Consider the following 6,082-nt stretch of genomic DNA (forward strand, 5'->3'; position numbering starts at 1 on the left):
TAAATGGCTGTAATTAAAACCGTCAGATAAGTCAATGTTCCCAGGACTCCTGATTCTGTGAGCGGGCCGATGTACTCGCTATGCGCATTGCCCATATCACCCGAGTTTGTACTGATCACTGTTTTTTCATACGATACCTGATAAGGTGCATATTGAAACATATAGGTGCCGGGTCCCCAGCCGAAAATCGGCTTTTCCTTAAACATCCTGAACGCTGAAGCCCAGCGATTGAGCCGCTCCACATTTGACGGGTCGTTGGATATGTTGGAAATGGACTCTATATGCTGTGTGATATCCGATGACGAAACTTTACGGTTGCTTTCCATGCGGTTCAGTAGATCAGTCCAGTAAAATGAAAATACAAAAACGCAAACCAGTCCCCCCAAGGCAATCAGTTTAAACTTCACCTTATAATGTATGGCCAGCCCTGTTAATATGGCAATTACTATGCTGATCCATGCAGCACGGGTATACGAGAGTACCAGGGCAACCAGTACGATCAACATGATAACAGAAATAAATGACCGTCTGAAAATACTTTGTTTAACACTCGTGTTCAACAGGATGAAGGGAATAAACATTGCTATGATTGCCCCATAGGCTGTATGATCGTTGAAAAAGGGATAGGGAACTGCATTTGCTGCCTGTTGAGTGAACCCATGTGAAGCATGATGAATGGTAATGATGATGATGGTTGCCAATAAGGTGAGAATGTAACACCAGAAAAAACGCCTGATGTTTTTCAACTTCCTGAATAATTGGGTTCCAAGGAAATAAAAAGGAATAACAAACCACAATCTGGACAAAAGAAATTTGAATGAAACTAAGGGCATAGTACTTGTGCAGCATGTAATGAAGATCCAGACCAGGTTGGCATCAATGGCCAATGATACAGGGTGCAACAGAATCTTTTTATCTATCCTATGCCCCAATAATAATTTTAAGGCGAAGAGTATAACAATGCCTATCAGTATCGGTTCTGTAGGAAGGTGGAGGTCGAAATCACTTTCAGCTATGAAATACGCCAAGGGTAATGAAAGGGGGGTGAAAAATGCAACAAGCAGCAACAACTTGTCCAGGGCACAAAATGCTAATAAAACAATGAGTAAAATAAAGGGAATTGCGGCAAGCAGGTAATTTTCGTAACATAAACCAAGGGTTGCAAATCCTGCAAAAAGCAGAATGAAGAAATAAAGAACAAACTGATTAAGTAATTCTCTATTTTTCAGTAACATTAGGTTTTAAAGTTTGTTTAAGATAATCGCAACCCAGCATAAGGAAAAGGACTAGCAAAAAGGTCAGAAAGGTGGCTGTTAAAACAATCAGACTTTTAGTAGGATAGGCTTTTTTATCATTTTTATATGCCTTTTCAACAACATATTTGTATGAGACATTTGTCTCTGCGTCAATTTTTGCCTCGTCATATTTCTTTTCATAATAGGAAAGTTTTGACGTTTCCAGCTTCAGGATATCGCGGTATCTGATGAAAGCATTTCCATACCTGGTTAATAATCCGATTTTCTTTTCAAAGGTTTTGATATGTGAAGCCTTGTCTTTCTCGACTGAGCGTGCATAACCTTTATAATAGGCGTTATTCTGGGCTTTCCAGTTGTTAATGCCCAAGTTGCGGATGATTTGAAGGGAATCTTCATAGCTTTTGATCAACTGCCGTTCGATGGCCAGTTCTTTGCTGGCAGTTTGCAGGATGTTCAGGCTGCGTTCCCTTCTCATCCCGTTCATCAGGGTGTCGTAATACGTTGCTATTTCATTGGCCATGTCTGCGGCAACCTGGGGATCGGTATCCAGCACTTCAATTTGAACGGCCATGTTTTCTGTCTTCTTGATCTTTACATTGCCGTCATAAATATGCATGCACTTGTAAAGCGGCGATGCAGACCCTGCCCGGATATCATAATGGTCCATCAGCCTGAATTTTTTGTTGAGGTGCCAGAAAACATCTGTAGATTTCAGGACTTGGACCATACGTTCGGTTTCATCTTCATTACCCGATTTCAGTACTTTCTCGTTGGGATTGTAATTGTCTGTAATTACTTCCCTGGAGAAAGAAGCAGAAGAAACCGGGATAATCACTGATGTTGACTTGAATTTCGGGTAAATGGTGAATGAAACAGTCATACTAACAACAGCAGCCAGCAGGGTTGAAATTATCAATACTTTACGTTTGCGGTAAATATATTGGATCAAAGCAGCAGTGCCGAAATCGTATGGTTTTTCACTCATCATGACTTAATTTACTTTTATCAGGAAATAGCTTTTTTTACCTTTCTGAACCAAAATAAACTTATTGTCGATCAATTGATCCGCAGTGACGGTCATTTCTGCATTGTCAGCCTTCTCCTTGTTTAAGCTCAACCCGCCACCAGCAACCTGACGGCGCAATTCGCTCTTTGACGGAAAAATTGCTGTCTTCACCGTCAGCAATTCGCTTAAGGAAATCCCATTTTTTAATTCATCCATGGTGATGGAAAATTGAGGAACCCCTTCAAATACGGACAGGAAAGTATCTTCGTCCATCTTTTTAAGCGTTTCGGTGGTACCTTTTCCAAAGAGGATCTGCGATGCATCCACAGCAGCCAGGTAATCGGCCTCCGAATGTACCATGACCGTTACTTCTTTAGCCAGTGTTTTCTGAAGCAGGCGCAAATGTGGAGCTTTTTTGTGCTCTTCTATCAGGTTAAGGATTTCGTCCACCTTCAGGAAAGTGAAGATTTTGATGTATTTTTCAGCATCTTCATCCGATACGTTCATCCAGAACTGGTAAAACTTGTAGGGTGAAGTATATTTGGGATCAAGCCAGACATTGCCGGTTTCGGTTTTGCCGAACTTGCCTCCATCAGCCTTGGTGATCAGCGGGCAGGTCAGGGCAAAAGCATCGCCACCATTCTTGCGGCGAATCAGTTCGGTGCCTGTAACTATGTTTCCCCATTGGTCGGAACCGCCCATCTGAAGTTTACAGTTTTTATGCTCGTTCAGGTAAAGAAAATCATAGCCCTGAACAAGCTGGTAAGAGAATTCGGTAAACGACATGCCCGTTTCAAGGCGTTTTTTCACTGAATCCTTGGCCATCATGTAGTTAACGGTAATATGCTTACCTACATCGCGGATGAATTCGAGGAATGAAAATTTACTCATCCAGTCGTAATTGTTGACCAATTCGGCTTTATTGGGTTTGTCGCTGGTAAAATCCAGAAATTTTCCAAGTTGATTTTTAATACATTGTTCGTTGTGGCGGATGGTTTCTTCGCTAAGCAGAACCCTTTCGTCCGATTTCCCTGAAGGATCGCCAATCATACCTGTTGCACCTCCTACAAGGGCGATGGGTTTATGCCCTGCCAGTTGCAGGTGTTTTAAAAGCATGATAGAAACCAAATGTCCTATATGTAAAGAATCTGCCGTAGGGTCTATGCCCACATAAGCAGTAGTCAGCTCTTTTTTCAGTTGTTCTTCAGTTCCAGGCATCATATCGTAAATCATGCCCCGCCATTTCAACTCTTCAATAAAATCCATATTAAATCCTGGTGATTATTCTGTTAATGTTTAATTTTTAAATTGATTTTTGATATATCTATATTAAAATGTTTGACTTAGCTATCTTGCAAAGATAGGATATTGAAAAATGAAATAAAAAACTTAGCCGATTTTATTCATTTTTGAAGTCGTAACATTCAAATTTACAAAATTGTAAGCTTCCTTTTGCTCCTGTTTATTCTGTTTTTTATCATTTTTCGGTGAAGGTTTCAGGTAAGGGAATACAGCCGGGGCAAATTTTGAAACCGGAGAGTACAGGAAGGAATTGCTGACCGATTCGCGTGGAAGAATATGAATATGCCGGTCTATGCCATTAAGAATGACCAGGAATACACTGATGATGAAGGTCATTTTCGCCAGGGCAAGGACCACGCCAAAAATGCGGTTGGCTGTTCCAAGTTTCACGGCCTTTGCACCTTTTTCAACTATCTTAGCCAGGAAGTGCACGCCAATGACAATAGCAACAAAAGTGACGACGAATGCCACGAACGGCAGGGTACGTCCACCAAAACCAGTATGGTCTTTCATAATGGCAGAGGTGACATCCGACAAGCCAATGGCTCCTAAAATACCCAGCAGAAGTCCTCCGAAAGAGGCTACCTGTACGATAAATCCTTTTTTATATCCTTTTAACGCGCTGTATACTAAAATGGCCAGCAGAAATAAATCAATATAGTTCATAGTTTCATAATTTAAAGCCTGCAAGATACTAATTAATAACAGTTCTAAAAATTTCTTTGTAATAGTTACGCTGGAAATTTGTTTCAATGGCTAATTTCTTTATTTTTGCAACAGATTTTTAGATGCCTTAAATCTGGAAGCCAATGGTCCTATAGTTCAATGGATAGAACGGAAGTTTCCTAAACTTTAAATCCAGGTTCGATTCCTGGTAGGATCACCAAAGCCCTGAGTTCAGGGCTTTTTTTATACCTTGGTGGGTAGATAATTTCTCCTGATGCCTCTCTTTAAAATTCTTTCTGTTTCAGTTTTTTATTAGATTACATTGAGACTAATAAGTTTTATTGAAAAATATTTAATAATTTTACAATATTAATCAATTATGTATAATGCAATTATAACAATAAGTTCCTGTTAATTATGATATACTTTAGATTTAATAGGGAAAAATCACTAGCGGCTATATTATATATTCTGAGTAAAATTAATACTGCGGGTTTGCATAAGATCAGCAAAATTTTGTATTACGCGGATCAAAAACACTTGGTAAAATATGGTACTCCTATTACAGGTGATTGTTATGTTGCAATGGAATTTGGACCGGTACCTTCAGAAATTTATGATATTTTTAAAGAAGTCAGGGATAAATTTGTCAATACTTTTGGATATCAAAAATATATTTCGGTGGAGAACGGTTTTTGTGTGAAAGCTTTGACCGTTCCTGATTTGGATGAATTTTCGGAAAGTGATGTTGAATGTCTGGATGATTCTATTAAAGAAAATAAAGATTTGAATTTTGATGAATTGAAAGTCAAATCGCATGATTTAGCTTATAAAAGTGCCTGTCAAAATAAGAAAATTTCCGTTGAGGAAATGGCCAAAGAAGGGGGGGCAAATAAAGAAATGATAAAATATATCAGGTGTATGGCTGAAAATAATAGTGCATTTTCCTAATAAAGCCATAAGACCAAAGCCATCCATTTCTTCTGATTATAACAATGATATAATTGATAGAAAAATTAATATTGGAACTGTTGTTTCTATTGATATTGCTGGCATTGACCATCCCAAATGGAATATTATACTTGACCTAACGGATGATAAGTGTTTAATTGCTTCTGTTTTTATAAATTCCGAAATCAATTTTAAATATATCAATAGTCATGAATTGAGAGATTTACAGTACTTGATTCGTAAATCAGACTATGATTTTTTAGATCATGATTCATTTATTGATTGCAGTAAGGTATTTACAGAGCCTTATTCAAAATTTAAAGAAGCTCTGATCAGAAATGCAGTCAGAAAAAAAGGAGAATTACCTGCAAGCGAGGTAAACAAGATATACGATCTCGTCAGAAAATCTAAGAATATAACTGGGAGCACAAAGAAAAGATTTCAAAGGTTGTTCGGTACTGGCGAATAATTAGAATTCTGTTTGTTAAATAACTTATTTAAGTTTCGCAACAAAATATTTCCCTGAACAGAATAAAATTTAAAGTCTGAGATTATTGTCCATAAACCCCACACTCATTAAGAAGGGGCTAAAACAGGCCGGTGATTCATTAAAAAGTTCCAGGATTTTCCTTCGCGAAGCGTTAAAAACAAAATCCTTTTTGACTGCGTACTGTCTGAATGAAGCCGACGTCAGGAGGCGAAATGAGTTGACGCAGTCACAGTCTTTTTTGCTTCCTTTTTGTGACGACAAAAAGGAAGAATAAAGTTTTCAAAGGCAAATGCAAACCACGGCAATAAAACCTGCCTTCGACTCCGCTCAGGAAGCAAAAAAATAGTTGAACCATTTCAAACTATCTCAAACTATTTTAACCCATTTTAACCCATTTCAAACTATCTTATA

Annotated in this window: 6 protein-coding genes and 1 tRNA gene; 3 read left to right on the forward strand and 4 right to left on the reverse strand. The window is 38.4% G+C overall.

Annotated features, from left to right (window positions below; genetic code table 11):
- From Q8907_11275 to Q8907_11290, 4 genes are all read right to left on the reverse strand, one after another.
- Positions 1-1,235 (reverse strand): O-antigen ligase family protein (locus tag Q8907_11275; GenBank protein MDP4274848.1); only part of this gene is annotated, 1,235 nt, incomplete at its 3' end.
- Positions 1,219-2,244 carry a hypothetical protein gene (locus tag Q8907_11280; protein MDP4274849.1) on the reverse strand — a complete coding sequence of 342 codons (1,026 nt, stop codon included), beginning with the start codon at positions 2,242-2,244 and terminating at the stop codon, positions 1,219-1,221. The genes Q8907_11280 and Q8907_11275, both read right to left, overlap by 17 nt.
- Before the next feature lie 3 nt (positions 2,245-2,247).
- Positions 2,248-3,528, reverse strand: a complete 1,281-nt coding sequence (gene tyrS, locus Q8907_11285) for a tyrosine--tRNA ligase (protein MDP4274850.1) — start codon at positions 3,526-3,528, stop codon at positions 2,248-2,250.
- Positions 3,529-3,651: 123 nt separating this feature from the next.
- On the reverse strand, positions 3,652-4,230 hold the full coding sequence (locus Q8907_11290; GenBank protein MDP4274851.1) for a CvpA family protein: 579 nt from the start codon (positions 4,228-4,230) through the stop codon (positions 3,652-3,654).
- A gap of 145 nt (positions 4,231-4,375) precedes the next feature.
- On the opposite strand from Q8907_11290, the gene Q8907_11295 reads away from it, so the two are divergent.
- From Q8907_11295 to Q8907_11305, 3 genes are all read left to right on the forward strand, one after another.
- Positions 4,376-4,450, forward strand: a tRNA-Arg gene (locus Q8907_11295).
- A 296-nt stretch (positions 4,451-4,746) separates the two neighbouring features.
- Entirely contained in the window at positions 4,747-5,181 is a 435-nt protein-coding gene (locus Q8907_11300; protein ID MDP4274852.1) for a Panacea domain-containing protein, read from the forward strand.
- The gene (locus Q8907_11305) at positions 5,168-5,650 is read left to right on the forward strand and encodes a hypothetical protein (GenBank protein ID MDP4274853.1); all 483 of its coding nucleotides are present in this window, start codon (positions 5,168-5,170) and stop codon (positions 5,648-5,650) included. The genes Q8907_11300 and Q8907_11305 overlap by 14 nt, the downstream gene beginning before the upstream one ends.
- The last annotated feature ends 432 nt before the right edge of the window (positions 5,651-6,082 follow it).

The organism is Bacteroidota bacterium (assembly GCA_030706565.1).
In the GTDB taxonomy this organism is placed as follows: Bacteria; Bacteroidota; Bacteroidia; order Bacteroidales; family JAUZOH01; genus JAUZOH01.